Raw genomic sequence first — 378 nt, 5'->3', positions numbered from 1 at the left:
GGTGGCACTGGCAAGTTATCGCATTCGCGCGCATACAGTGTCTCGCGGATGTGCCAGAGGGCACGTGGCTCGAATGCCATGACGACCGCGAGCATGAACGGCAGCGTGCAAAGCGCGAAGAGGGCCGTCTCCGGGGTGACGTATGCACGGTCGGCAAGCTTCGTTGCAGTAACAACGACCCCGAGGAACAGGACTTCGATCATGACCCACGGCCGCACGAACTGCAGCACACGCAGCACCGCTGAAAATGCGGGAGGAACCACGCCAAGGCGCACAGGTCCGGTAACGTAGAGAACCGCTGCAAGATCGAGAAACGGAAACACGATGGTCAGGCAGGCGACCAGGACAGCGAGTGGCCACATGCCTTGAACCCAGAGG

General features: G+C 61.1%; 1 protein-coding gene. It reads right to left on the bottom strand.

What is annotated here, in order from left to right; genetic code table 11:
- On the bottom strand, window positions 1-362 hold a 362-nt coding region (locus tag U5A52_RS43140), incomplete at its 3' end, for a paraquat-inducible protein A (RefSeq protein WP_321940520.1).
- Between the last annotated feature and the right edge of the window lie 16 nt (window positions 363-378).

The organism is Paraburkholderia sp. J8-2 (genome assembly GCF_905220195.1).
In the GTDB taxonomy this organism is placed as follows: Bacteria; Pseudomonadota; Gammaproteobacteria; order Burkholderiales; family Burkholderiaceae; genus Paraburkholderia.
The sequence above is the reverse complement of the archived record's forward strand: the minus strand, read 5'-3'. Positions and strand labels throughout refer to the sequence as shown.